At 71.9% G+C, this 25,184-nt stretch carries 18 protein-coding genes and 1 pseudogene; 10 read left to right on the top strand and 9 right to left on the bottom strand.

What is annotated here, in order from left to right; genetic code table 11:
- Nucleotides 1-57: 57 nt before the first annotated feature.
- From O7595_RS16065 to O7595_RS16050, 4 genes and pseudogenes are all read right to left on the bottom strand, one after another.
- On the bottom strand, nucleotides 58-1,371 hold the full coding sequence (locus tag O7595_RS16065) for a M18 family aminopeptidase (protein WP_269729370.1): 1,314 nt from the start codon (nucleotides 1,369-1,371) through the stop codon (nucleotides 58-60).
- A 156-nt stretch (nucleotides 1,372-1,527) separates the two neighbouring features.
- Nucleotides 1,528-3,355: pseudogene (locus O7595_RS16060) on the bottom strand (acyl-CoA dehydrogenase).
- Nucleotides 3,356-3,429: 74 nt separating this feature from the next.
- Entirely contained in the window at nucleotides 3,430-3,864 is a 435-nt protein-coding gene (locus O7595_RS16055) for an ATP-binding protein (protein ID WP_269729369.1), read from the bottom strand.
- Nucleotides 3,861-4,016: a hypothetical protein gene (locus O7595_RS16050; protein ID WP_269729368.1), complete on the bottom strand. Its 156-nt coding sequence runs from the start codon at nucleotides 4,014-4,016 to the stop codon at nucleotides 3,861-3,863. The genes O7595_RS16055 and O7595_RS16050 overlap by 4 nt, the downstream gene beginning before the upstream one ends.
- Before the next feature lie 157 nt (nucleotides 4,017-4,173).
- Between O7595_RS16050 and O7595_RS16045 the strand changes: the two genes are divergently transcribed.
- The 6 genes from O7595_RS16045 (at nucleotide 4,174) to O7595_RS16020 (ending at nucleotide 9,939) form a co-directional block, all read left to right on the top strand.
- On the top strand, nucleotides 4,174-5,025 hold the full coding sequence (locus O7595_RS16045; RefSeq protein WP_269729367.1) for a helix-turn-helix domain-containing protein: 852 nt from the start codon (nucleotides 4,174-4,176) through the stop codon (nucleotides 5,023-5,025).
- The gene (locus tag O7595_RS16040; protein WP_269729366.1) at nucleotides 5,006-5,221 is read left to right on the top strand and encodes a DUF397 domain-containing protein; all 216 of its coding nucleotides are present in this window, start codon (nucleotides 5,006-5,008) and stop codon (nucleotides 5,219-5,221) included. The genes O7595_RS16045 and O7595_RS16040 overlap by 20 nt, the downstream gene beginning before the upstream one ends.
- Before the next feature lie 54 nt (nucleotides 5,222-5,275).
- Complete coding sequence (locus tag O7595_RS16035) at nucleotides 5,276-5,773, top strand: SseB family protein (RefSeq protein ID WP_093653707.1); 498 nt, start codon at nucleotides 5,276-5,278, stop codon at nucleotides 5,771-5,773.
- Nucleotides 5,774-5,987: 214 nt separating this feature from the next.
- Complete coding sequence (locus O7595_RS16030; protein ID WP_269729365.1) at nucleotides 5,988-6,944, top strand: pirin family protein; 957 nt, start codon at nucleotides 5,988-5,990, stop codon at nucleotides 6,942-6,944.
- 234 nt (nucleotides 6,945-7,178) lie between these two features.
- On the top strand, nucleotides 7,179-8,621 hold the full coding sequence (locus O7595_RS16025; RefSeq protein WP_269729364.1) for a right-handed parallel beta-helix repeat-containing protein: 1,443 nt from the start codon (nucleotides 7,179-7,181) through the stop codon (nucleotides 8,619-8,621).
- Nucleotides 8,622-8,832: 211 nt separating this feature from the next.
- A complete protein-coding gene (locus O7595_RS16020) occupies nucleotides 8,833-9,939 on the top strand; it encodes an AI-2E family transporter (RefSeq protein ID WP_269729363.1) in 1,107 nt (368 codons plus the stop codon).
- Here O7595_RS16020 and O7595_RS16015 read toward each other — a convergent pair.
- Entirely contained in the window at nucleotides 9,861-12,050 is a 2,190-nt protein-coding gene (locus tag O7595_RS16015; protein WP_269729362.1) for an ATP-binding SpoIIE family protein phosphatase, read from the bottom strand. The two genes, O7595_RS16020 and O7595_RS16015, sit on opposite strands and share 79 nt — an antisense overlap.
- A 188-nt stretch (nucleotides 12,051-12,238) precedes the next feature.
- Here O7595_RS16015 and aspS point away from each other — a divergent pair, with 188 nt between their 5' ends.
- Nucleotides 12,239-14,059: an aspartate--tRNA ligase gene (gene aspS / locus O7595_RS16010; RefSeq protein ID WP_269729361.1), complete on the top strand. Its 1,821-nt coding sequence runs from the start codon at nucleotides 12,239-12,241 to the stop codon at nucleotides 14,057-14,059.
- A 364-nt stretch (nucleotides 14,060-14,423) separates the two neighbouring features.
- On the top strand, nucleotides 14,424-15,218 hold the full coding sequence (locus O7595_RS16005) for a hypothetical protein (RefSeq protein WP_269729360.1): 795 nt from the start codon (nucleotides 14,424-14,426) through the stop codon (nucleotides 15,216-15,218).
- A gap of 426 nt (nucleotides 15,219-15,644) precedes the next feature.
- Here O7595_RS16005 and metG read toward each other — a convergent pair whose 3' ends face one another.
- A complete protein-coding gene (metG, locus tag O7595_RS16000) occupies nucleotides 15,645-17,300 on the bottom strand; it encodes a methionine--tRNA ligase (protein ID WP_269729359.1) in 1,656 nt (551 codons plus the stop codon).
- Between the two features lie 243 nt (nucleotides 17,301-17,543).
- Complete coding sequence (locus tag O7595_RS15995; protein ID WP_269729358.1) at nucleotides 17,544-19,601, bottom strand: VWA domain-containing protein; 2,058 nt, start codon at nucleotides 19,599-19,601, stop codon at nucleotides 17,544-17,546.
- 316 nt (nucleotides 19,602-19,917) lie between these two features.
- Here O7595_RS15995 and O7595_RS15990 point away from each other — a divergent pair, with 316 nt between their 5' ends.
- Entirely contained in the window at nucleotides 19,918-21,987 is a 2,070-nt protein-coding gene (locus O7595_RS15990) for a PhoX family protein (RefSeq protein ID WP_269729357.1), read from the top strand.
- A gap of 91 nt (nucleotides 21,988-22,078) precedes the next feature.
- Here the strand turns inward: O7595_RS15990 and O7595_RS15985 are convergent, their stop codons facing one another.
- Together O7595_RS15985 and O7595_RS15980 are read right to left on the bottom strand one after the other, a co-directional pair.
- Nucleotides 22,079-23,041, bottom strand: coding sequence for a hypothetical protein (locus O7595_RS15985; protein WP_269729356.1), 963 nt, complete (start codon nucleotides 23,039-23,041; stop codon nucleotides 22,079-22,081).
- Between the two features lie 21 nt (nucleotides 23,042-23,062).
- Nucleotides 23,063-24,538, bottom strand: coding sequence for an APC family permease (locus O7595_RS15980; protein ID WP_269729355.1), 1,476 nt, complete (start codon nucleotides 24,536-24,538; stop codon nucleotides 23,063-23,065).
- 119 nt (nucleotides 24,539-24,657) lie between these two features.
- On the opposite strand from O7595_RS15980, the gene O7595_RS15975 reads away from it, so the two are divergent.
- Nucleotides 24,658-25,068 carry an RNA-binding S4 domain-containing protein gene (locus O7595_RS15975; RefSeq protein ID WP_269729354.1) on the top strand — a complete coding sequence of 137 codons (411 nt, stop codon included), beginning with the start codon at nucleotides 24,658-24,660 and terminating at the stop codon, nucleotides 25,066-25,068.
- The last annotated feature ends 116 nt before the right edge of the window (nucleotides 25,069-25,184 follow it).

Raw genomic sequence — 25,184 nt, 5'->3', positions numbered from 1 at the left:
TACGCGGGAAAGCCGGCACGACGTCCGCGCGGCACCCGGCGGAAGGGCCGCGCGGGGTCAGCCTTCGAGGAACGCCAGCAGTGCGTTGGCCAGCAGGTACGGGTCGTCCGCGCCGCAGAGTTCGCGGGCGCTGTGCATCGAGAGGATCGCGACGCCGATGTCGACGGTGCGGATCCCGTGGCGGGCGGCGGTGATCGGCCCGATCGTGGTGCCGCACGGCATCGCGTTGTTGGAGACGAACGTCTGCCACTCCACGCCGGCGCGTTCGCAGGCGGCGGCGAACACGGCCCGGCCGCTGCCGTCCGTCGCGTACCGCTGGTTGACGTTGACCTTCAGGATGGGGCCACGGTTGGGGCGGGGGTGGTGCGTGGGGTCGTGGCGCTCCGCGTAGTTGGGGTGCACGGCGTGGCCGGTGTCGGAGGAGAGGCAGACCGTGCCGGCGAAGGCCCGGGCGCGGTCCTCGTAGGTGCCACCCCGGGCGAACACCGAGCGCTCCAGCACCGATCCGAGGAGAGGGCCGTCGGCGCCGGTGTCGGCCTGGGAGCCGTTCTCCTCGTGGTCGAAGGCGGCGAGGACGGGGATGTACGCCAGACCGTCCCGGCCGGAGACGGCGGCGAGCGCCGCGGTGCCGGCGTGCACGGAGAGGAGGTTGTCCATCCGTGGACCGGCGACGAGTTCGCGGTGGCGGCCGAGGAACGCGGGGGCCTCCAGGGCGTGGGTCATCAGGTCCCAGCCGGTGACCTCGCCGGGCGCGAGTCCGCTCTCCTCCTCCAGGAAGGAGATCAGGTCGCCCTCCCTGACGGTGTCGCCGAGGCCCCAGATGGGCTGCATGTGCTTCTGCTTGTCGAGCTGCAGCCCCTTCTCGTAGATCGAGCGGTCCATGTGGATGGCGAGCTGGGGCACGCGCAGCAGGGGGCGGTCGACGTTGACCAGGCGGGTGGAGCCGTCCCGCAGCGTGAGCCGGCCGGCGAGGCCGAGGTCGCGGTCGAGCCAGGAGTTGAGCAGCGGTCCGCCGTAGATCTCCACGGCGATCTGCCGCCAGCCGTGCGCTCCCATGTCCGGCTCGGGCTTGACTCGGAGGTTGGGGGAGTCGGTGTGGGCGCCGACGATGCGGAAGGGGGTGTGGGCCGGTGCGCCCTCCGGCACGTACCAGGCGATGATCGCGCCGCCCCGGAGCACGTACTTGCCGCCGCTGGTCCCGTCCCAGGCGTCGGTCTCCTCGACCTGCCGGAATCCGGCCTTGTCCAGCCGCTCGGCGGCGTTCGCCACGGCGTGGTAGGGCGAGGGGCTCGCCGTCAGGAAGGACATCATGTCCTCGGTGTGGCCGCGGTCGAAGGCGGCGTGTGACGGGGAGGCTGCACGGCTGCTCATGGTGTTCACCTTAACGAGCGTTCCCCGAGGGCCCGGTACGCCCGGTGGGACGGGGCTTCCGCGCGCGGTACGGGGGTGGGGGCCACGGTACGGCGGAAGGCCCGCTCCGGGACGGGACGGGAGCGGGCCTTCGCGGCGGTGTGGTGCGAGCGCGGACTAGAAGGCCGCCTCGTCCAGTTCCATCAGGTCGTTGTCGACGCCCTCGGCGATCTCGCGGGCGAGCGAGACGCCGGGCAGGACGTTGGCGGCGAAGAACTTCGCGGCCGCGATCTTGCCCTGGTAGAACGCCTTGTCCTTGGCGGAGGCGGTCTCCAGCTTCTCGGCGGCGACGGCCGCACCGCGCAGCAGCAGGTAGCCGACGACGACGTCGCCGGAGGCGAGCAGCAGGCGCGTGGTGTTGAGGCCGACCTTGTAGATGTTCTTGACGTCCTCGCCGGTGGCGGTGAGGTCGGTGAGCATCCGGCCGACGATCGCCTCCAGGTCCACGGCGGCCCTTGGAGAGGGCGTCGCGGGCGCCGGCCAGCTCGTCGCCGCCGGTGCCGACCGCGAGGAACTTCTTGATCTCCTCGGCCAGCAGGTTCAGCGACGCGCCCTGGTCGCGGACGATCTTCCGGAAGAAGTAGTCCTGGCCCTGGATCGCGGTGGTGCCCTCGTAGAGGGTGTCGATCTTGGCGTCGCGGATGTACTGCTCGATCGGGTACTCCTGCAGGTACCCGGAGCCGCCGAAGATCTGCAGCGACTGGGCGAGCTGCTCGTACGCCTTCTCGGAGCCGTAGCCCTTCACGATCGGCAGCAGCAGGTCGTTCAGGCCGTGCAGGGACTTGGCGTCCTCGCCCGCGGCCTCCTTGAACGCGATCTCGTCCTGCACCGCGGCGGTGTAGAGGACGAGGGAGCGCATGCCCTCCGCGTACGCCTTCTGCGTCATCAGCGAGCGGCGCACGTCGGGGTGGTGGGTGATGGTGACCTTGGGCGCGGTCTTGTCCATGAAGTTCGCCAGGTCGGGACCCTGGACGCGCTCCTTGGCGTACTCCAGCGCGTTGAGGTAGCCCGTCGACAGCGTGGAGATCGCCTTCGTGCCGACCATCATGCGGGCGAACTCGATGATCATGAACATCTGGCGGATGCCGTCGTGCTTGTCGCCGATCAGCCAGCCCTTGGCGGGGTGCTTGTCGCCGAAGGTCATCTCGCACGTGTTGGACGCCTTGAGGCCCATCTTGTGCTCGACGTTGGTGGCGTAGACGCCGTTGCGCTCGCCCAGCTCACCGGTCTCCCAGTCGAAGTGGAACTTCGGCACGAGGAAGAGGGACAGGCCCTTGGTGCCCGGGCCGTGGCCCTCGGGGCGGGCGAGGACGTAGTGGAGGATGTTCTCCTCCATGTCGTGCTCACCGGAGGTGATGAAGCGCTTCACGCCCTCGATGTGCCAGGAGCCGTCGTCCTGCTGGATCGCCTTGGTGCGTCCGGCGCCCACGTCCGAGCCCGCGTCGGGCTCGGTGAGGACCATGGTGGAGCCCCACTGCTTCTCGACCGCGATCTGGGCGATCTTCTTCTGGGCCTCGTTGCCCTCGTCGTGGAGGATGCCGGCGAACGCCGGGCCCGAGGAGTACATCCATATCGCCGGGTTCGAGCCGAGGAGCAGTTCGGCGTAGGACCAGACGAGGGAGCGCGGCGCGGTGGTGCCACCGATCTCCTCGGGGAGGCCGAGGCGCCAGTACTCGGAGTCCATGAAGGCCTTGTAGCTCTTCTTGAAGCTCGCCGGCACCGGGGCGGTGTTGGTCTCGGGGTCGAAGACCGGCGGGTTGCGGTCGGCGTCGGCGAAGGACTCGGCGAGGTCGTTCTCCGCGAGGCGGGCGATCTCGTCGAGGATGCTCTTGGCGGTCTCGACGTCCATCTCCGCGAACGGGCCGGTGCCGTACAGCTTGTCGCGCCCGAGGACCTCGAAGAGGTTGAACTCGATGTCGCGGAGATTCGACTTGTAGTGCCCCATGGCGACGGCTCCGTAACGGATCGGGGAGGAGGCAGGGTTCCTCGTACATCTACCAGCAAGTAGCCACGATGATGCTACCCGTCGGTAATAAGAAGCAACCCCTCACGGACATCTGTGACGCGGCCCGCATCCCACGGCACTTCCGGGCCCGCCGGCTCGCACCAGACTGTCTTGCCGTCCGGGCCCCGGTCCACACCCCAGCGCATACTGACCGCGTCCAGCAGTGCGAGGCCGCGTCCGGACTCGTCATCGCCTTCGGCCGGGCGCGGGACGGGCCACCGCAGCGGGTACGGATCGGTGACCGCGACCCGCGTCCGGCCGTCGTCCGCGACGGAGACGCTCACCGTCACGGGCGTGCCCTCCCCGAGGTGGGCGATCACGTTCGTCACCAGCTCGCTGACGCACAGCTGGAGTTCCGGCCACTCGGCCCCCACGTGCCCTCGCACGGTCCGGCGGAGCGCCGGGACCTCGTCCGGAGCCGCGAGGAGCGTGACATCCAGCCGCCTCACCGCCCGGCCGCCCCGCGGAGCGCGGCGGCGAGGGCGCGGGCCGTGGCCGTGTTGCAGTTGCCGAGGGTGACGAGCGGCGGGGTCCGGTGGTCGCTGCCGAGCGAGGGCAGCGTGATGCCGTGCTCGGCGAGCGCGGCGCGCAACTGCGCCACGCACTCCGTGGCGTCGGACTCGTGGGATGGGCAACGGGCACTGCGTACACCTTCCGTGCGGTCTGTGACGAACGCCTCACACAGTGGCGTCGCCGTGCGTACCGTGGAAAGCACTTCGGGTTGCGCTGCGTGACTGGCAAATTGGCGGTGGTGAGTCGTGCCCCCTCGCAAGGACCCCGACGCTTCGGTGGGCGTCCCGTCCTTCTACGGCGCCGAGCTGCGGTACAAGCGGGAGGAGGCGGGGCTCACGCTGGAGCAGCTGGCCGACGGCAGTTTCCGCGGCGTGCCGTTCCTCAGCCAGATCGAGCGCGGCGAGCGGCGGATGCCCGCGGACCTCGCCCGGCACGTGGACGAGCGGCTGGGCACGGACGGCTTTTTCCAGCGCCGCTGTGAAGACGCGCGGAAGGCCAAGCAGTCCGGGCACGCGGAGTACTTCGCTGACGTGGCCGAGATGGAGCGGTTCGCCGAGACGATCGAGGACTGGGCCCCGATGCTGGTGCCGGGGCTGCTGCAGACGGAGGCGTACGCACGCGCCATCGTCCGGGCCGCCATGCCACGGGCGCCGGAGGAGGTGGTGGAGGAGAAGGTCGCTGCCCGCGTAACACGTGCGACGCTCTTCGGCCAGGCTTCGCCGCCGTCGCTCTGGGCGGTCCTCGACGAGTCGGTGATCCGCCGGCCCGTCCTCGCGCCCCGGGAGATGACGGTTTTGCTGTCACACTTGGCGACGACGATCAGAGAGACCCGGTCCATTCTGCAGATCGTCCCGGAAACCACGTCCGCCCATCCGTTCATGATGGGAATGACAAGGATCATGACGTTCCCGGACGCGCCCCCCGTGGTCTATCTGGAGAGCCTCCACAGCGGTCAACTCGTCGACTATCCACGGCTCGTGAAGCAGTACCGGCAGTCGTACGATCTGCTGAGGGCCGCCGCACTGCCGCCTGAGGCGTCCCTGGCCATGGTCGAGGCTGCGGCAGAGGACTTCCGAAATGGCAAAAACACACGTTGACTTGAGCAACGTTCGCTGGCGCAAGAGCAGCTACAGCAACGGAACGGGCGGCGAGTGCCTGGAAGTCGCCGAAGGCTTCTCCCGCGTCGTCCCCGTCCGCGACTCGAAGACGCCCCACGGTCCCGTCCTCGCGGTCGGTGCCGGCGCGTGGTCGTCCTTCGTGGGCGCGATCAGGACCGGGGGGCTCGGCCGCTGAGGCGGGACCGGCGGCCGGACCCGCTCCCGGCGGAGCCTCGGTAGGCTTGCGCCCATGTACGGCTACGACCAGACCCCCGGCGGTCAGCAGCACTACGGCCCCCCGCCGCAGCAGCCGATGTCGGGCGCGGGCATGCCCGGTGCCGGGATGCCCGGAGCGGGCTACGGTGAGCAGCCGCTGTACCCCGAGCCGTCACCCCCTTCGCTCGCGGACGCGGTGCGGGCCTTCACGACGGGGTCGCTCTCCGCGGAGGACTTCCAGCAGGTCTTCGCGACGTCGAAGGTGTACTGCCCGCGTGGGGACAATCCCGGCTTCCTGGCGCTGCACAACACACAGCAGCCGGTGATCCCGATGTTCAGCTCGCTCAAGGAGCTGCGCCGCTACGCGGGCAAGGAGTCCAAGTACTTCGTGATCACCGGTGCCGAGGTGATCGACCTGCTGCCCACCGGGTACGGCTTCGTCCTCGACATGGAGGGCGAGCACCGGATGGTCTTCGACGCCAAGGCCGTCGAGCAGATGGTCGACTTCGCGATGCGGCGCATGTACGGGTAGTCCCCGCAGCCTCTCTCCGTCCGACGACCGGCGAGCATCCTCCGAGGTGCTCGCCGGTCGTCTGTGTGCGGGGGGCACCGTGCGTGGGGCCTTCTCCGGGCGGCGCGGAGCCCGTCCAGGGCGGGGTCTCCGGGAATGCGTCCGGAGGGATCCGTGTTGGGGGTGGCGAGAAGTTCAGGATTCAACTAACCTGGACGCACAAGGAGGTCCCCCCATGCCTGCAGTGACCGTCGAAAACCCCCTGACCCTGCCGCGCGTCACCGCGGCCGACGGCGCCGTCCAGCGGCCCGTGCTCGCCGTGACCACGGCGCCCCAGGGATACGAGGGGGAGGGTTTCCCGGTGCGCCGCGCGTTCGCCGGGATCAACTACAAGCACCTCGACCCGTTCATCATGATGGACCAGATGGGCGAGGTGGAGTACGCGCCGGGCGAGCCGAAGGGCACCCCCTGGCACCCGCACCGCGGCTTCGAGACCGTCACGTACATCATCGACGGGATCTTCGACCACCAGGACTCCCAGGGCGGTGGCGGCACCATCACCAATGGGGACACGCAGTGGATGACGGCGGGCGCGGGCCTGCTGCACATCGAGGCGCCGCCGGAGCACCTGGTCGTGTCCGGCGGTCTGTTCCACGGCCTCCAGCTGTGGGTGAACCTGCCGGCCAAGGACAAGATGATGCCTCCGCGCTACCAGGACATCCGCGGCGGCAACGTCCAGCTGCTGACCACGCCCGACGGCGGCGCGCTGCTGCGAGTGATCGCCGGTGAGCTGGACGGGCATGCCGGTCCCGGCATCACGCACACGCCGATCACGATGATCCATGCGACGGTGGCGCCGGGTGCGGAGGTCACACTGCCGTGGCGGGAGGACTTCAACGGGCTGGCGTATGTGCTGGCGGGCAAGGGCTCGGTCGGTGCCGAGCGTCGTCCGATCCATCTGGGCCAGACCGCGGTCTTCGGTGCCGGCGGCTCGCTGACCGTCCGTGCGGACGAGAAGCAGGACTCACACACCCCGGACCTGGAGGTCGTGCTGCTCGGCGGGCGGCCGATCCGGGAGCCCATGGCGCACTACGGGCCGTTCGTCATGAACACCCGCGAGGAGCTCCAGCAGGCGTTCGACGACTTCCAGAAGGGCCGCCTCGGCACCGTCCCGGCCGTCCACGGGATGTGACTCCCGGGCCCGGGTTCGCGACCCGGCGGGCGTGCGGTCGACGCCGCCTGCCCCGGGGCCCCGGTGGGGCGGGCGCGGCGGCACCCGTCGGTCCGGACCGCCTCCGCGAGCGCCCCGACCGCCCGGGTGCTGCGGTGGGGCATCGGTGTGGTGCCGCCTCGCTCCTGTGGTGTGTTGGGAGCGGGGCCGGGACGTGGCGCCTACGGTGCTGGTCCCCACACCGATGGAGCTGCCATGAGATCCGTTTCGAGAGCGGGCGGCGTCCGCGCTGCCCTGGCCCTCGGCCTCGCCTTCGTCCCGGCACTGTCCGCGCAGGCCGACCCGTCCAGACCCTCCGATGCCATCGCCTGTGACGTCGAGGCCCTGAAGGCGGCCGTCGACGCCGCCAACGCCGCGGGCGGCGGCACCGTCCGGCTGGCTCCCAGGTGCACCTATACGCTCACGGCAGTGGACAACACCGGTCCCAGCGGCGACCCCAACGGCCTGCCGCTCATCACCACCCCCGTCACGCTCAAGGGCGGCGAGGACACGGTCATCGAACGGGCCGCCACCGCTCCCCAGTTCCGCGTCTTCGAGGTCACCGGCCCGGCAGGCGCCCTCACTCTCGACGGCACCGCCCGCGGGAAGGGCCGCGGCGACGGCGTGAGCGCCGCCTCGGCCCTCGGCGGCGTCGACCGCGACCGGGACCGGGACGACCGGGACCGGGACTGCCGGAGCGGCTCGGGCCTGACCGTCCGCGGCGGCAGCAGCACCGACGACGGCGGCGCCGTCCTCGTCGACGACGACCGCGGCCTGACCCTGAAGTGCACCACCCTCACCGGCAACAACGCCGCCGACAGTGGCGGCGCGGTCTACGCCGAGAGCGGCGCCGACGTCACCGCAACCTCCAGCCATGTGGACGGCAACACCGCGACCGACCACGGCGGGGGCATCTTCACCGACGGGACGACGCTGTCTCTCAAGCGGAGCAGCGTGAACGGCAACACCGGCGACGACGGGGGCGGCATCCACGCCGAGAGAAGCAGCCTCTCCCTCACCGACAGCACCGTCAACGAGAACACGTCCCGCAACGAGGTGGGGGGCGGAATCTTCGCCGAAGACGCCCCCGCGACGTTCATCCGCAGCCAGGTGAACCGGAACACCGGCGCGATCACCGGCGCGGGCATCGCGATCCTCGCCGGCGAAGGCACCGTCACGACCTTCTGGCGAAGCGAGATCAACGGCAACACCGGCATCATCCTGGGCGCAGGCATCTTCAACAACGGCGGCACCACCACCCTGCAGTCCACCCACGTCAGCAACAACACACTCGCCGACATCTCACCGCTCGGCGCCGGCATCCTCAACGGCGGCGACCTCACCCTCCGCGACAGCCGCGTCAGCGGGAACACGGCTCCCGGTGACGTGGGCGGCGGCGGCATCGCGAACTTCGCCACCCTCGAGATCGAGAAGACCTCCATCAGGAACAACACTGCCGGTGCCTTCGGCGGCGGCCTGTACAACGGCGACGGCACCGCGACCCTGACCGGCTCCAAGGTCACCAGGAACGAGGCCACCAGCGGCGGCGGCATCTACGAAGAGCCCGGCAGCACCGTCACCCTCGACCAGACCGCGGTCACCGACAACACCCCCGACAACTGCGCCCCGCCCGGAGCCGTACCCGGCTGCACCGGCTGAGCCCGGCGCCCGGCCGTCCACGGGACGTGATCCTCGGCCCCTCCGACGTCCGCTCCGGCGGGCGGCGACCGATACCGTCCGCCCGGGTCCGGCGGACCGGGCGGCGGGCCGCTCCCCCTTCGCGACGAGCGCCGCTCCTCCTCTGACGAGCCGTCACCCGTCCGGACCCCACGGACGGGACGGGTCGCGCCGGGCGTGATCGGCTGGAGCCGTGCCGCCGCCGCAGACCCTTCTCCCCCGGACCGTGCAGCGTCTCGCCGCTTGGTGCGCCGTCGCCCTGCTCGTCGCGGGGGTCGCCGCCGTCGGCGTGTGGCTGGTCGTCGAGTTCAAGACCGCCGTCACGCCCCTGCTGCTCGCGCTGCTGGGCACCGCGCTGCTCGGTCCGCTGCACCGGCGCCTGGTCAGGATGAAGGTGCAGCGTTCCCTCGCCGCCGGGATCACCTGTGCGGCCGTCGTCGCGGTGGTCGGCGGGGCGATGTACATCGTCGTGAACGCGCTGATCGAGTCCGGGGACCAGATCATCGCCTCCCTCAGGCGGGCCGCGGCGGATCTCGCCAGGCACTTCGGCGCCGCGGGTACCTCGCTCGACGACCTGGCGACCAACTCCAGGGAGCTGCTCTCCAAGTTCGGCGGCACGGCCGCGTCCGGGGTGATCTCCGGGATCAGCGTCGTGGGCGAGATGATCGCCATCGCGGTCCTCGCCCTGCTGCTGATCTTCTTCTTCCTCCGCGATTCCGACCGCGCGGTGTCCACCCTGCGCTCCCTCGTGCCGCGGTCGACCGGCGACATGGCGGAGGCGATGGGGCGGCGGGCCTTCGGGGCGGTCGAGGGCTTCATGCGCGGCACCACGTTCATCGCCCTGATCGACGCCGTCTGCATCACCGTGGGCCTGCTGATCCTGCGGGTGCCCGGGGCGGTCGGACTGGGCGCGCTCGTCTTCGTCTTCGCCTACATCCCCTATCTGGGGGCCTTCATCTCCGGATCGATGGCCGTGCTCGTGGCGCTCGCCGACCGGGGCTTCGTGATCGCGCTCTGGGCGCTCGGTGTCGTCCTCGCCGTACAGGTGCTGGAGGGCCATGTGCTGCAGCCGATGATCCAGAGCCGCACCGTCCAGATGCATCCGGCCGTCGTGATGCTGGCGATCACCGCGGGCGCGGGCATCGCCGGGATCCTCGGGATGCTGCTGGCCGTGCCGCTGACGGCGGCCGCGTTCGGGATCGTCGGGGAGCTGCGCAGCCGCTACGAGGCCGTGGGCGAGCCGACGCAGGGACCCGGCGGCACCGCCTCCGGGGGCCCTTCCTCCGGCCCGGGCTCGTAGAGCTCGAACCAGATCGACTTGCCCTCGCCCCTCGGGTCCACGCCCCAGACGTCGGCGAGCATCTCCATCAGCACCAGGCCCCGGCCGGACGAGGCCAGCTCGCCCGGGCGCCGCTTGTGCGGCAGTTCGTCGCTGGTGTCCGAGACCTCCACCCGCAACCGCCGGCAACCGTGCTCCCCGGCCGCCTCCGCCACCATCAGCGCGTCCCCGTCCGTGTGCACGAGCACATTGGTGACCATCTCGGAGACCATCAGCACCGCCGAGTCGATCTGCTCGTCGTCGGCCCAGTCGTACAGCAGGTCCCGCATCTGCCGCCGCGCCAACGAGATCCGCTCGGGCTCGGCCTGGCGGACGGTCAGGACCGTGCGCCGCGGGGCCCGGCGTGCGGGCCTGCCGTGCCGGGAGAGCAGCACGACCGCGATGTCGTCCTCGCGGCGGTCCGACAGCGGACCGATGGTGTGGTGCGAGGCAGGCCCGTGCACTGCCTGCACCAGCGCGTCCGCGAGCTTCTCCAGCGAGCCTGCCTCGTCCCGGTGCTCCTCCAGCACGGACCGGACCCGTGCCCACCCGCTGTCCAGGTCGTGCCCGCCGGTCTCCAGCAGCCCGTCCGTGCAGATCATGATCGTCTCGCCGGGCTCCAGCACGATCTGCGTCGTCGGGTAGTCGGAGTCCGGGTCGATGCCCAGCGGCAGACCGCCGGCCGTGGGCCGCAGGATCACCGTGCCGTCGGCCATCCTGATCGCCGGATCGGGGTGCCCCGCCCGGGCGATCTCGATCGTGCCGGTCGCCGGGTCGCACTCCAGATAGAGGCAGGTCGCGAAGCGCGGGGCGGTGTGGCCGCCCACGGGGTCGCCGTCGTCGTACACCTCGCTCTCCGTGTAGGAGTGCAGCCCGGCCAGGAAGCGCGACGCCCGGGCCAGCACCGCGTCGGGGCGGTGGCCCTCGGAGGCGTACGCGCGCAGGGCGGTCCGCAGCTGCCCCATCAGCCCGGCCGCCCGTACGTCATGGCCCTGGACGTCGCCGATGACCAGGGCGATCCTCCCACCGCCCGCCCCGTCGGCACGGGAGCCGCCGGGCAGCGGGATCAGGTCGTACCAGTCGCCGCCCACCTGGAGGCCGCCGCCGGTCGGCACGTACCGGGCCGCCACCGACATGCCCGGGATGCCCGGTCCCAGCGACGGCATCATCGAGCGCTGGAGTCCCCGCGACAGCTCCCGTTCGCTCTCGGCCACCCCGGCGCGGGCCAGCGCCTGCGCCAGCATCCGGGCGACCGTGGTCAGGACCGAGCGTTCGTCGGGCGTGAAGGCGACGGGATGGCTGAACGCGGCCATCCAGGTGCCCATCGTGCGACCCGCGACGATCAGCGGAAGGAAGGCCCACGACTGCCTGCCGTAGACCTCGATCAGCGGCCACATCGTGGGGTAACGGCGCCGGTAGTCCTCCGGCGTCGGCACGTAGAGGGCCCGCCCCGTGCGGATGACCTCGGCGGCCGGGTACTCGGTGTCGAGCGGCATGTCGGCGAGCGGCCCGGCCTCGTGCTCGTCGTAGCCGTGGTGCCCGAGGACCTTGAGCCGGTCCGCCGTGACGCCGAAGACGGCGAGCCCGTCGGGGGAGAAGCCCGGCATCGACAGCGACGCGGCGACCCGCAGCACCTCGGCGGTGGACCGGGCCTCGGCCAGCGCCCGTCCCGCGTCCAGCAGGAACGCCTCGCGGGAGCGCCGCCAGTCGCCGGTGACCGGGGTGTGCGCGCTCGTGCCCGGCTGCGGCTCCGGGACCTCCTGGATCGTGCCGAACAGGTGGTAGCCGTCGCCCTCGACCACCGGCCTGGACCGGCTGCGCACGGTGCGCAGCACCCGTCCCTCCACGTCGACGACCCGCACCCGGGACTCGGCGAGGGTCCCCTCGGCCACGGCGAGCCCGATGATGCCGCTGACCTCGTTCCAGTCGACGGGGTGCAGACGCGAGCGCACGGCCGAGGTGGTGTACGTGCCGCCCCCGCCGGGCAGCCCGAGCAGCCGGGCGGCCTCCGCGTCGAGGCTCACGGTCCCGGCCGTGTTGTCCCAGCTCCACAGGCCGGTCGCCGTCGCGGCCAGGACGTCCTCGGTGCGCATTTTCCTACTGTATTCAGGTTGCTCCGGCCCACACCCGCTGGGTCGGAGGGGCCGGCCGGTCACCGTGGATCCGTGGTGCCGCCGGGACGCCCGGCACCGCGCCGTAATCCGGGAGGGCGACCACGGGCCGGGCGGTAACCTGGGTGGGTCCGCCCACATCCCCCACCGCGAAGACTGGATGAACGACGATGCATCGGTACAGGTCCCACACCTGCGGCGAGCTCCGCGCCTCTGACGTCGGCACCGACGTCCGGCTGAGCGGCTGGCTGCACAATCGCCGAGACCTGGGTGGCATCCTCTTCATCGATCTGCGCGACCACTACGGTCTGGTCCAGCTCGTCGCCCGCCCCGGCACCCCGGCCAACGAGGCCCTGAGCCACCTCAGCAAGGAGTCCGTCGTCCGCGTGGACGGCAAGGTATCCGCCCGTGGCACGGACAACGTCAACCCGGACCTGCCGACCGGCGAGATCGAGATCGAGGTCACCGACGTCGAGGTGCTCGGCTCCTCGGCCCAGGTGCCCTTCACGATCAACACGGACGACGGCGTCAACGAGGAGCGGCGCCTGGAGTACCGCTTCCTGGACCTGCGCCGCGAGCGCATGCACCGCAACATCATGCTGCGCACCGCCGTCATCTCCGCCATCCGGCACAAGATGACCGCGCTCGGCTTCAACGAGATGGCCACCCCGATCCTCACGGCGACCTCCCCCGAGGGCGCCCGTGACTTCCTGGTGCCGTCCCGGCTGAACCCCGGCAAGTTCTACGCGCTGCCGCAGGCGCCGCAGCAGTTCAAGCAGCTGCTGATGATCGCGGGCTTCGACCGCTACTTCCAGATCGCGCCCTGCTTCCGCGACGAGGACGCCCGCGCGGACCGCTCGCCCGGCGAGTTCTACCAGCTCGACATCGAGATGAGCTTCGTCGAGCAGGAGGACGTCTTCCGCCCCGTCGAGAGGCTGATGACGGAGCTCTTCGAGGAGTTCGGCGGTGGCCGCCACGTCACCTCGCCGTTCCCGCGGATCCCGTTCCGTGAGGCGATGCTCAAGTACGGCTCCGACAAGCCGGACCTGCGGGCGCAGCTGGAGCTCGTCGACATCACCGACGTCTTCGAGGGCTCCGAGTTCAAGGCCTTCGCGGGCAAGCACGTCCGCGCCCTTCCGGTGCCGGCCGTCCAGGACCAGCCGCGGAAGTTCTTCGACCAGCTCGGCGAGTACGCCGTGGAGCAGGGCGCCAAGGGCCTGGCCTGGGTCCGCGTCGGTGACGAAGGCCCCCACGGCCCCGAGGGCCTGGGAGGTACCCCCACGCTCTCCGGCCCGATCGCCAAGTTCCTCACCGAGGAGAACGTCAAGGTCCTCACCGAGCGTCTGGGCCTCAAGACCGGACACGCGGTGTTCTTCGGCGCCGGCGAGTTCGACGAGGTCTCCAAGATCATGGGTGCGGTGCGGGTCGAGGCCGCGCGCCGCTCCGGTCACTTCGAGGAGAACGTCTTCCGGTTCTGCTGGATCGTCGACTTCCCGATGTACGAGAAGGACCCGGAGACCGGGAAGCTCGACTTCTCGCACAACCCCTTCTCCATGCCGCAGGGCGGTCTGGAGGCACTGGAGACGCAGGACCCGCTGGACGTCCTCGGCTGGCAGTACGACATCGTCTGCAACGGCGTAGAGCTGTCCTCCGGCGCCATCCGGAACCACGAGCCCGACATCATGTTCAAGGCCTTCGAGATCGCGGGCTACGACCGTGAGACCGTCGAGCGCGAGTTCTCCGGAATGCTCCGCGCCTTCCAGTACGGCGCCCCGCCGCACGGCGGCATCGCCCCGGGCGTCGACCGCATCGTGATGCTGCTGGCCGACGAGCCGAACATCCGCGAGACCATCGCGTTCCCGCTGAACCAGAACGCGCAGGACCTGCTGATGGGCGCCCCCGCGGAGGTCGAGGAAGCGCGTCTGAAGGAGCTGCACATCGGCATCTACAAGGGGCCGGCGAAGCCGACGCCGTACAAGCCCACCAAGTGAGGTCGGTGCCGCACCCGTCCGCCCGGTGAGGGACGGGCCCGCCGAGCGGGCCCGCCGCACGACGGCGCCGGCGCGGCAGTGATCGCGGAAGGGCCCGGAACCATCGGGGACGCCCCACGGCGTCCTCGGGTTCCGGGCCCTTCCGCGTTGTTTTCGTGCTCCTTCCGAGTCGTTCACGGCGCCGCGCCGACGACGGGCGGCACGCCGGCGGGAATGCACGCGTGGAGCCGTCGACGGCCCACCGGGAGCCGGCCACCGGGCGCGGGACGCGCCGCAGGGGCCGCCCGGACCGCACGCGCCGTGTGAATCGCCCGGACCGTCCGGCCGCTCGCACCGCACGAGGATCACGAGAGGACATCGCGGAGTGCTCAGCACCGTACTGACCAGAGCAGCGCTGCCACTGCTGGCCGCGGGACTGCTGCTCGGGGGCTGCGCGAAGCCCTCGGCGCCGCCCCCCGTCGCCGGCCCCCTCCCCGCGGCGCCGCACGCCGGAGCGCCGCACGCCGGCCCGGCCGGTTCCCCCGCGGCACCACACCCCGGCCCGCCCGCCGCCGACCGTGCGGGAACCGCCGGGCTCCCCGGACTCGGGCCCAGGACCAGTGAGCTCGTTCCCGACGCCACCGACCAGGCGTTCCTGGTGAGCGGGAGATCGACGAACTCCAGCGAGTCCACGGCCACGCTCTACGAGCGCGACGAGAACGGGCGCTGGAGGGCCGTCGCCGGCCCGTGGCCCGCGCACAACGCCCTGAAGGGATGGACCGACGAGCACTGGGCCGGGGACCACCGCTCGCCGATCGGCGTCTTCGGGCTCACCGACGCCGGCGGCCGGCTGCCCGACCCGGGCACGAAACTCCCGTACCACCAGTCCGAGGAGTTCGTGGCCATCGGCACCGGATTCCGGGGCGAGACCCTGCGGGGTTCCTTCGACTACGTCGTCGCGATCAACTACAACCGGGAGTCCGGACTGACCCCGCTCGACGAGCGGCGACCCCTGGGCTGGGACCGGGGTGGGGGCGTCTGGATCCACGTCGACCACGACGGACCGACCCAGGGCTGCGTCTCGCTCGGACTGGACCGGATGGCCGACCTGCTGCGCCGGCTGGATCCGGACAAGCGGCCGGTGGTCGTGATGGGCGACAGCGCCTCACTGGCGCGCTGAGCGGCCGGCGGGCCGGCGGCGGCCCCCGGCCGCAGAACGGTGGGCACAGCCGGTGGGCGCGCCGCCCGCTGGAGTGTCGGCCTCGTTGTGCGTCGCCCGCCGGGCCGTCCGCAGCGTTGCGTGTCGGCGGCTGGGGGTGTGTCGGCCCCGTTGCGCGTCGGCGGCTGGGGTGTCGCTCGGTGCGCGTCGGCCCCGCTGCGCACCGCACGCCGGGGTTCGGCCTCGTTGCGCGTCGGCCCGTCGCCCCGCTGCCGGGCGGTTACGCGGCAGCGGACACGAGGCAGGGCGGACACGCGGCAGGGCCGGGGAAACCGTGTCTCCCCGGCCCTGCCATGCGCTCGGACGTGCCGCGGCCGGTTTCCGGCGGGGCCGGTCGGGTGCGCGTGCGCACCGGAGGCGTCGGCTCCGCGGGCACCCCCGGGCTGCTCAGGCCTTGTTGGGCTCCTCGAGACGCGGGAAGAGCACCGCGCCCTTCGTCACCGTCGAGCCGGCCGGCAGCCCGCCCCACTCCGCGGCGTCCTGGACCCGCTGACCGGCCAGGGCGCCCAGCGACGCCTCCGCGCCCAGGGAGTCCCACAGCTTCTGCGAGGTGTCCGGCATGACCGGGTTCAGCAGCACGGCCACGGCCCGCAACGACTCGGCCGCCGTGTAGAGGATGGTCGCGAGGCGGGCGCGGCCCTCCTCGGAGCCCGCTGCGCCAGCAGCATGATCAAATGCAGTCTTGGCGACCTTCCACGGCTCCTGCTCCGTGATGTAGCCGTTGACCTGCTTCACGAAGTCGAAGACCGCCAGGATGCCGCCCTGGAAGTCCAGCTCCTCGCCGATCCTGCGGTCGGCCTCGGCCACGGCCTTCGCCAGGCCCTCCTGGATCGCCTTCTCGGCCTCGCCGTTCGCGGTGGCCCCGGGCAGCGAGCCGCCGAAGTACTTGCCCACCATCGCGGCGACCCGCGACGCCAGGTTGCCGTAGTCGTTGGCGAGCTCGCTCGTGTAGCGGGCGGAGAAGTCCTCCCACGAGAACGAGCCGTCCTGGCCGAACGCGATCGCGCGCAGGAAGTACCAGCGGTACGCGTCCACGCCGAAGTGCGAGGTCAGGTCCTGGGGCTTGATGCCGGTCAGGTTCGACTTCGACATCTTCTCGCCGCCGACCATCAGCCAGCCGTTGGCCGCGACCCTGCCGGGCACCGGAAGGCCCTGCGCCATCAGCATCGCGGGCCAGATGATCGCGTGGAAGCGGAGGATGTCCTTGCCGACGAGGTGGACGTTCGCGGGGAACGTGTCCGCGAACTTCGCCGGGTTCTCGTTGTAGCCGACCGCCGTCGCGTAGTTCAGCAGGGCGTCGACCCACACGTAGATGACGTGCTTCTCGTCCCACGGGATCGGGATGCCCCAGTCGAACGTCGACCGGGAGATCGACAGGTCCTGCAGCCCCTGCTTGACGAAGTTCACGACCTCGTTGCGGGCGGACTCGGGCTGGATGAAGCCGGGGTTGGCCTCGTAGAGCTCCAGCAGCCTCGGACCGTACTCGCTCAGTTTGAAGAAGTAGTTCTCCTCCTTGAGGATCTCCACCGGCTTCTTGTGCACGGGGCACAGCTTCTCGCCGGCGAAGTCCCCCTCGCCGTCCAGCAGCTCGCCGGGGAGCTTGTACTCCTCACAGCCCACGCAGTACGGGCCTTCGTACCCGCCCTTGTAGATCTCGCCCTTGTCGTACAGGTCCTGCACGAACTCCTGGACGCGGTCGGTGTGCCGGCGCTCGGTCGTGCGGATGAAGTCGTCGTTCGCGATCTCCAGGTGCTCCCAGAGGGGCTTCCACGCTTCCTCCACGAGCTTGTCGCACCATTCCTGCGGGGTGACGCCGTTCGCCTCCGCGGTGCGCATGATCTTCTGACCGTGCTCGTCCGTGCCGGTGAGGTACCACACCTTCTCGCCGCGCTGACGGTGCCAGCGCGTGAGCACGTCGCCTGCGACGGTCGTGTAGGCGTGGCCCAGGTGAGGAGCGTCGTTGACGTAGTAGATGGGGGTCGATACGTAGAAGGCCTTCACGCCTTCGCTCGTCCCCTGCTTCTCGGATCCAGTGGCCGCCATGGTCGAAATCCTAACGGCCGCCGGAAGATCGACTCACACGCATGAATCGCGTCCACCCGATCCGGGCGGGCGGGCGCCCACCGGACCGGGCCCCCGCGGGCAGTGCGGAAGGCGCCGCAGCGGGACGGTACGGGCGGAGCCGGGGCTCGGGGGTCCGGGCCTTCGACCGGGCCGCGTCTCGGGCGTGGAGTCCCGCCACCCGACCGGTGCGGCCGGACGGCCGCACCGGTCGGGTCGACGCGATCAGCCGCCGCGGCGGTCCAGCCACTTCGGGAACGCGCCGAGCAGACCCTCGTAGAGCTCCTCGTCGGTGAGCTCGCGGGGGTCCGGGCCCGCGTGGAAGAACGCGGCGTTCTCCACGGAGGCGTCGGCATCGAGCTTGCGCAGGAAGTCGAAGCCCTTGGCGTCGTACTCGCCGAACGCCACGAACTGCCAGAACAGCGGCTTTCCGGCCGCCTCCGCCAACGCCTGCCTCGCGGGCTGCTTGGCGTCGGGCGCGCCGTCGGTCTGGAAGACGACGAGCGCGGGGCCGTCGGCGCCGGACTTCTCGAAGTGCGCGACGACCTCCTCGACGGCCCGGTGGTAGCTGGTACGTCCCATGTGCCCGAGGCCCGCGTGCAGTTCGTCGACGCGGCCTTCGTGCTCGGCGAGCGTCAGCTCGCCGGTGCCGTCGACGTCCGTCGAGAAGAACACGACGTGGACGGACGCGTCCTCGTCGAGGTGGGCGGCGAGCGCGAGGGTCTGCTCGCCGAGCTGCTGTGCGCTGCCGTCCTTGTAGTACGGCCGCATCGACCCGGACCGGTCCAGCACGAGGTACACCTTCGCCCGTGCCCCGGCCGCCCCCGCCTCCTTGAGCGCCGCCCCGGCCGCCTTGTAGGCGCCGACGAGCGCCGCGGCCCGCGCCTTGACGCGCGCGAGGGAGAAGGCGGGCTTGCCGGTGGCGGCGGTGTCGCCGCTGGTGAGGGGGGTCGCGGTGGTCCCCGCCTCGGCGGCGATCGGCTCGGGCTCGGCTTCGGGCTCCGGGGTCGGCTCGGGGGCGATCGACCCGGGGTTCTTCCCGGCGTCGGTGGGTGAGGGGACGGGCTTCTCGGCGGCGTCGGTTTCGGGGTCGGCGGCGGCCTGGGACTCGCGCTCGGGCTCGGCGGTGGTCCCCGCCTCGGCGGCGGCCTGGGCGGCGGCCTGGGGCTCGGGGTCGGCGGCCGTCGCGGTGGTCCCCGCCTCGGCGGTGGCCTGGGGCTCGGGGTCGGCGGCGAGCTCGGGCTCGGGGTCGGCCGCGGTGGCGACCGGCTCAGGGGCGGCGACGTCGACCGAGGGCTTCGGCTCGACGGTGGAGTTCGCGGCTTCGGGCTTGGCCTCGACGGTCGCGTGGGCTGACTTCGCCTCGGCCTCGACGGTCGCGTCCGCGGCGGGGGCCGGGTCCGCGTCGGCGGCCGGCTCCTCGGCCGCGGCCCCGTCGGAGGCAGGGGCCGTCTCGGCGCCGTCGTCGTCGGCGGCGACGGGCTCCGGCGTCGTGGGAGCGGTGTCGGCCGCGGTGGTGTCCGCCTTGCTGTCGGCCGCGGTGGCGGGCTCCGCCTTCGCCGTGTCGGTAGCGGTGTCCGCCTCGGTGGCGGGCCCCTCGGCGTCGCTCGCGTCCGCTGCGGCTTCGGCCTCGGCCGTGTCTTCCTTCGCGGGCTTCGCGGGCTTCGCGACCGCGGCGTCGGCGTGCGTAGCCGTCCCGGCCGCCGGTTCGGTCTCGGCGGTCGCCCCACCCGCGAGCGGTTCGGCCTCCTCCGCGTCCGTGCTCGCGCCGGAGGCAGGAGCGGGTTCGTCCACTGCGGTCCCGGACGTCGCGGCCCCGGCCCCGGCGGAGACGGCCGCATCGGCCGGTGCGGTCTCGGGCACCGCGCCGTCCGCGTCCTCGGTGGTCGGCTTCGTCTCCGCTTCCGCCGCTTCCGCCGCGGGCGCTTCCGCCGAGGCGGAAGCCGTCCCGGCGGCCGGAGCGTCCTCGGTCCCCGCAGCCGGGGCGATCGCGGTGGCACCGTCCTCGGCGGGCTTGTCCCGTCCGGCCGTATCGGCCGGTTCCGTCCCCGCGGCCGCGTCCGGCGCATTCTCGCCCGCCGCGGCGGCATCCGGCGTGGACGGCGTCCGGGCCGGGGGGATCGTCGGGCGCGTGCCCGGGGGAGTGTCGAACGCCGCCGCCACCAGATCCGCCGCACGGTCCTGCGGGTTGGGGGCCTCGGCCTGGGGCGGGACGGAGGCGGGGACGGTCGGGGTCGTCGTGGAGGCCGGTGAGGACGACTCCGTACGCTCGCGTCCAAACACCTTTCGCAGCAAGCTCCGAATGCCCATGAGCGAGGCCTTTCGCGTGAATTGGGTGCGATCAATGTCCGCATTTTCCGGCATTGTCCGGCTCGTCTGTGGCAACGCCGCAGCTCCGGCCAGCGCGGACACGTAAGGTTAGCGGCCGCCTCTTCCGTACGGGCGCAAGCCCCTCCCGCGTCAAGAGCGCCCCGGTCGCTCCGGATTCATCCCGCGTTCACCTGGCTGCCGCCGCACTGCACACATGTGCCCCTACCGTCGCGGCCGGAGACATTCCGACACGATGTCGGCGCGGGGCGCCGAGGGGATAGGGGAAGACGTGCGCAGAATGCTGCCGCTCCTGAGCTCGAACCACCCGGGCGGTCGTTCCGCTCTCACCTGCCGGTACCGCTGCGGTGACGCCTGCTTCCACGAGGTGCCGAACACCAGCGACAACGAGTACGCCGGTGATGTCATCGCCGGGACGCTGTCGCGGCGTTCGATGATGCGTACCGCCGCGGTCGTGACCGTCGCCACCGCCGCCGGTGGTGCCGTCGTCGCGCAGAACGCACCGTCCGCGCAGGCCGCCGCCGTGCCCGCCGCCGGTGACGCCCGCCACGGCGGCGGGCACGGAGGCGGCACACGCGACGGCGCCCGCGGTCTGCGCTTCACGCCGGTCGAGCCCAACACCGCCGACAAGGTGACCGTTCCCGAGGGCTACGCCCAGAACGTGGTGATCCGCTGGGGCGAGCCGATCCTGCGCGGCGCGCCCGCGTTCGACGCCGACCGGCAGACGGCCAGGGCGCAGGCCGGCCAGTTCGGCTACAACAACGACTTCCTCAGCCTGCTGCCGCTGCGCGAGCACGGCCGCCAGGTGCTCGTGGCCAACCACGAGTACACGGACGAGCAGCTGATGTTCAAGGGCTACGACGCCGCCAACCCGACCCGCGAGCAGGTCGAGATCGCCTGGGCCGCGCACGGCCTGTCCGTGGTCGTCGTCCAGGAGGAGCGCAGGAGCGGCAAGCTCACGCCCGTCACCCGCCACTGGCTCAACCGCCGTCTGACGGCCACGAGCGAGTTCCGCCTCACGGGCCCCGCCGCGGGCAGCGACCTGCTCAAGACGTCCGCCGACCCGACCGGCACCAAGGTCCTCGGCACGCTCAACAACTGCGCGGGCGGCACGACCCCCTGGGGCACCACGCTCCACGGCGAGGAGAACTTCAACCAGTACTTCGCCAACGGCACCAGCGCCACCGACAAGCGCTACGGCCTCACCACCGGTGCCACCGAGCGCAAGTGGGAGCGCTTCGACAAGCGCTTCGACGCGGCCCGGGAGCCCAATGAGTCGCACCGCTTCGGCTGGGTCGTCGAGCTCGACCCGTACGACCCGGACTCCACGCCCCGCAAGCGCACGGCCCTCGGCCGCTTCAAGCACGAGGCCGCGCAGCCCCGGCTGACCCGGGACGGCCGCCCGGTGGTCTACATGGGCGACGACGAGCGATTCGACTACTTCTACAAGTTCGTCTCGTCGAAGCGGATGAAGAAGGGCGACAGCCGTGCCGCCCGCGCGCACAACCTCACGCTGCTGGACGAGGGCACGCTGTACGTCGCGAAACTCACCGGCGACTCCCCCCAGGACATCGACGGCACCGGCAAGCTCCCGAACGACGGCGAGTTCGACGGCAGCGGCGTGTGGATCCCGCTGGCCACCGGTGACGTCTCGCACGTCCCGGGCATGACCGCCGAGGAGGTGTACGTCTTCACCCGCCTCGCCGGCGACAAGGTCGGCGCCACCAAGATGGACCGCCCCGAGGACGTCGAGCCGAGCCCGCGCACAGGCCGCGTGTACGTCGCACTGACCAACAACAGCGACCGGGGCAAGACCGGCAAGCCGGGCGCGGACGAGGCCAACCCCCGCAACCTCAACAAGCACGGCCAGATCCTGGAACTCGCCGAGCACTGGGACGACCCGTCCTCCGACGGCTTCGCCTGGCGGCTGTTCCTGGTCGCGGGAGACCCGGAGGACCCGGCCACGTATTTCGCCGGCTATCCGAAGGAGAAGGTCAGCCCGATCTCCTGCCCGGACAACGTGGCCTTCGACCCGCACGGCAACCTGTGGATCTCCACCGACGGCGCCCAGCTCGGCTCGCACGACGGACTGTTCGGGGTCGCGACCACCGGTGAGCGCCGGGGTGAGCTGAGGCAGTTCCTCACGGTGCCGAAGGGTGCCGAGACCTGCGGTCCGATCATCCAGGACCGCCGGGTGATCGTGGCGGTCCAGCATCCGGGAGAGGTCGACGGGGCGACCGTCGAGAAGCCCGCCTCGGTGTGGCCCGACGGACCGGGCCGCCTCGTGCGCCCGTCGGTCGTCGCCGTCTACCGCAAGGACGGCCGCGGCATCGGCGTCTGACCCCGGTGAGCCCCGTGGGCCCGGCCGCTCCCGCCGGGCCCACGGGGGAGGCCGCGCCCGTCCGCGGCGGCACTGCGCGCCGGCCGGGGCGTCAGTCCGAGGCGGTCGCCGCGCGGAACCGGGCGAACTGCTCGGCGGGATCGCCCGTGTACGACCAGGGGACCCGTGCCGCCCGGGTGCCCAGCATCTCGAACAGCCGGCGCGCCACGTCCGTCTCGCCCGCGTAACAGGCGGCGTGCGTCAGATGGTTGAGCTCGCCCACCTCCTCGGGGAGGACCGGGCCCGGCGGCCGGGCGCCGATCCAGCGTTCCCAGGTGCGCCGCACCTCGGTCACCGCGAGCTCGTGCTTCCAGTGCTGGCCGAAGTCGCGGACCGGGGCCCGGCCGCGGGAGCCCTCCGCCACGTAACGGAACTCCTCCACCCTGGCGATCTGCACGAGCACCGGAAGCGGGGAGCCGGGCGGGGCCGCGCCCGCCGCGTCGCGGGCGATGTCGTACATCGAGCCGTGCGTGCCGTGCCAGCGTGCCGACCAGTAGCGCAGCAACTGCACGTGGCCCTCGATGTTGTCCGGGTCGCGCCGTCGCAACTCGTCCCACCAGGAACGCAGTTGACGCCGTCCGACACCGCCGTCGTAGAGCCGGGCCACCGTCAGCAACGACACCCAGGGCATCGGGTCCGAGGGGGCCGCCTCGGCGGCACCGATGCAGGCCATCACCGCCACGTCGATCCGGTCGCGGTCCACGGAGGTGCCCCGGCCCCGCGCGATGGCGTCGTCGAAGACCCGGACCACCGCGGTCGCGGCGCGCAGCACGGCCGCGTCCGGGTTCTCCGGTTCGGCCGCCCACCAGGCCTCGACGGCCGAGGACCCCGCCGCGGCGTGCGAGAGCTGCCGCAGCCGGTGGGTACGGCGCGGCCAGTCGGGCCCGGTGGCGTGCAGCAGGTCGCGCACCCCCTGCCAGCGCCCGATCACGATGTCGTGGCGGGCCTCCGTCAGCGCGCGGTCACCGAAGTCCGGGTCGAGGACCGGCTCGAAACGGCGGCGGTCGGCAACCATGTCCCAGCCTGCCTTCCGCGGTCAGAAGTCCGTCGCCATGGCGTCGCGAGGTCCGTCGTGCCGGGCGGAGGCGGCCCCGGAGTACGCGAACTCCGCCTCGATGACCCGTGCCGCGTCCAGCTTCGCGGGCCGGTAGTACGTGCTGCCCCGCCGCCAGTACCAGAGCATCGGGACCACCCCGGCCGCCAGCCCGCCGAGGCCGATCACGATCGAGGCGGTGCTCAGCTCGCTCAGCGACTCGAAGAAGATCCAGAACATGAAGGCCGAGCCGAGCAGCGGCCACGCCCCGCCGAGCAGGAAGTCCTTCACCGACGTCAGCACCATGCCGCGGTACGCGGCGACGGCGGCGATACCCGCGAGGCCGTAGTACACCGCGATCTGGAGGGAGATCGCGTTGACGGCGTCGGAGAGGACGTCGCCGACCGAGCCGAGTGCCGTCGCGGCGAAGAGCATCACCAGCGCGACCGCCCCCACCACGGCGATCGCGACCCAGGGGGTGTTCCAGCGCTCGTGCACGGCGCCGAGGGCGGGGGGCATCGTGCGGTCCCGGCCCATCGCGAACAGCGAGCGGGTGACCTGGATCAGGGTGGTCTCCAGGGTGGCCACCGTCGACAGCATCACCGCGACGATCAGCAGCTTGCCGCCCACGCCGGGCCAGATCTCGTCGCCCAGCACGCCGAGGACGTTGCCGCCGCCCGCCCGGCTCTGCTCCGACGTGAGGATGACGTTGACGGCGACCGTGAACGCCACGAAGAACAACAGCACCACGCCGACGCCGACGAGGCTCGCGACACCGGCGGTCCTGCGGCTGTCGCGCGTCTCCTCGCTGAGGTTGCTGGTGACGTCCCAGCCCCAGTAGTAGAACGCGGCGATGAGCGCGCCCGAGGCGAAACCGGAGGCACCGTCGAAGTGAGAGAAGCCCAGCCAGGACCAGTCGAAGGCGGCCGCTGAACCCTTGTGCAGGAGCGCGGCCAGCAGGAACAGCACCAGCAGCAGCACCTCGACGCCGGTCATCAGCAGCTGTGCCCGCACGGTCAGCCGTGCCCCGCCGAGGACCACCAGCAGCATCACCAGGAACCAGCAGGCGCCCACCAGCGCCGCCGGCCCGCTGTCGTCGGCGAGGCCCGGGTCGAAGAGCGCGAGGGTCATCGCACCGGCCGGCAGGGAGCCGGCCACCATGAAGATCGTCGCGGAGACGACCAGGGCCCAGCCGGAGAGGAAGCCGAGGAACGGGTGGAGCGTGCGGCCCACCCATGAGTAGCCGGCTCCGGCGTTGACGTCGATCCGGCCGAGGCGGCCGAAGGCCAGGACGATGCCCAGCATGGGTATCGCGCAGTACAGCAGGGCGGCGGGAGCGGCCAGGCCCACGGCGCCCACCAGGACGGCGGTGGTCGCGGCGAGCGAGTAGGCGGGGGCGCTGCCGGCGACCGCCATCACGATGGTGTCGAACGTACCGAGGACGTTGGGCTGGAGCCCTCTGCCGGGGTTGCTGCTCATCGAATGTCCTTGTATGGCAGGGCATGTGGCGATGGATCAGGGTCTCGGCCGCGCTGAAGGGGTGGTTCCGCGACGGGGGGACGGAGCGCATCGTAGTCGTCCGCCGTACCCTCGGTGGTATGGCGGATGACGCGGGGGCCCCGGGGGCCGCGGAAGGGACGGTGCGGGTCGACAGCTGGATCTGGTCCGTGCGGCTGACCAAGACCCGCTCGCAGGCGGCCACCGCCTGCCGTGGAGGCCATGTCCGGGTCAACGGGGAGCGCGTCAAGCCCGCGCACGCGCTGAAGGCCGGGGACGAGGTGCGCCTCCTCCACGCGGGACGGGAGCGGATCGTGGTGGTCTCCCGCATCATCCGCAAGCGGGTCGGGGCGCCCGCCGCGGTGCAGTGCTACGTGGACAACAGCCCGCCGCCCCCGCCACGGGAACTCACCGCACCGACGGGCGTGCGGGACCGGGGCGCGGGCCGGCCGACGAAGCGCGACCGGCGGGAGATGGAGCGCCTCCACGGCCGCGGCCACCCGTCCCGGTGACGAGGACGGGGGACGGGGACGCCGCCGGTCGGTGCCGGGTCCGGTCTGTGTCCGGTGGAGTGAGGGTTTGCGGGGGCGGTGCCGAGGACGGTCCCGTAGGTCCGGCCCCTGGGCAC

The sequence above is a fragment of the Streptomyces sp. WMMC940 genome, from assembly GCF_027460265.1.
Classification (GTDB): domain Bacteria; phylum Actinomycetota; class Actinomycetes; order Streptomycetales; family Streptomycetaceae; genus Streptomyces.
Note: the sequence above shows the minus strand (reverse complement) of the source record. Positions and strands in the feature narration are given on the sequence as shown.

Excerpts from the sequence above, each read along its gene's own strand:
- O7595_RS16065 (WP_269729370.1), bottom strand. The coding sequence starts at position 1,371 with ATGAGCAGCCGTGCAGCCTCCCCGTCACACGCCGCCTTCGACCGCGGC.
- O7595_RS16040 (WP_269729366.1), top strand. The coding sequence starts at position 5,006 with ATGGCAAAAACACACGTTGACTTGAGCAACGTTCGCTGGCGCAAGAGC.
- O7595_RS16035 (WP_093653707.1), top strand. The coding sequence starts at position 5,276 with ATGTACGGCTACGACCAGACCCCCGGCGGTCAGCAGCACTACGGCCCC.
- O7595_RS16030 (WP_269729365.1), top strand. The coding sequence starts at position 5,988 with ATGCCTGCAGTGACCGTCGAAAACCCCCTGACCCTGCCGCGCGTCACC.
- O7595_RS16025 (WP_269729364.1), top strand. The coding sequence starts at position 7,179 with ATGAGATCCGTTTCGAGAGCGGGCGGCGTCCGCGCTGCCCTGGCCCTC.
- O7595_RS16015 (WP_269729362.1), bottom strand. The coding sequence starts at position 12,050 with ATGCGCACCGAGGACGTCCTGGCCGCGACGGCGACCGGCCTGTGGAGC.
- aspS (WP_269729361.1), top strand. The coding sequence starts at position 12,239 with ATGCATCGGTACAGGTCCCACACCTGCGGCGAGCTCCGCGCCTCTGAC.
- metG (WP_269729359.1), bottom strand. The coding sequence starts at position 17,300 with ATGGCGGCCACTGGATCCGAGAAGCAGGGGACGAGCGAAGGCGTGAAG.
- O7595_RS15985 (WP_269729356.1), bottom strand. The coding sequence starts at position 23,041 with ATGGTTGCCGACCGCCGCCGTTTCGAGCCGGTCCTCGACCCGGACTTC.
- O7595_RS15980 (WP_269729355.1), bottom strand. The coding sequence starts at position 24,538 with ATGAGCAGCAACCCCGGCAGAGGGCTCCAGCCCAACGTCCTCGGTACG.
- O7595_RS15975 (WP_269729354.1), top strand. The coding sequence starts at position 24,658 with ATGGCGGATGACGCGGGGGCCCCGGGGGCCGCGGAAGGGACGGTGCGG.